Genomic DNA, 225 nt, shown 5'->3' with positions numbered 1-225 from the left:
CCCAGTACCTCGATGAGCAGTTCACTGGCCGCGTTGGCGACGTTCGACTGCTCACCGAAGTCCGGCGTGCTGGCCACGAAGACCAGCATCTGCACGATCCGGACCCGGTCCAGATCGCCCACCGCCTGCACGGCGGCAGCGAGGCAGTTGAGCGCGGCATGGCGCGCGAGCTCCCGCGCCGTCTCCAGCTCCACGTCCCGGCCGACAACGCCCCTCCCCAGCAGC

Annotated in this window: 1 protein-coding gene; it reads right to left on the bottom strand. The window is 70.2% G+C overall.

Annotated elements, in window-relative coordinates; genetic code table 11:
* Window positions 1-225: RidA family protein (locus tag OP79_RS57975; RefSeq protein ID WP_033330056.1), on the bottom strand; the 225-nt coding region annotated here is incomplete at both ends.

Origin of the sequence: Streptomyces yerevanensis, from assembly GCF_000716805.1 — a bacterium.
In the GTDB taxonomy this organism is placed as follows: domain Bacteria; phylum Actinomycetota; class Actinomycetes; order Streptomycetales; family Streptomycetaceae; genus Streptomyces; species Streptomyces flaveus.
The sequence above is the reverse complement of the archived record's forward strand: the minus strand, read 5'-3'. Positions and strand labels throughout refer to the sequence as shown.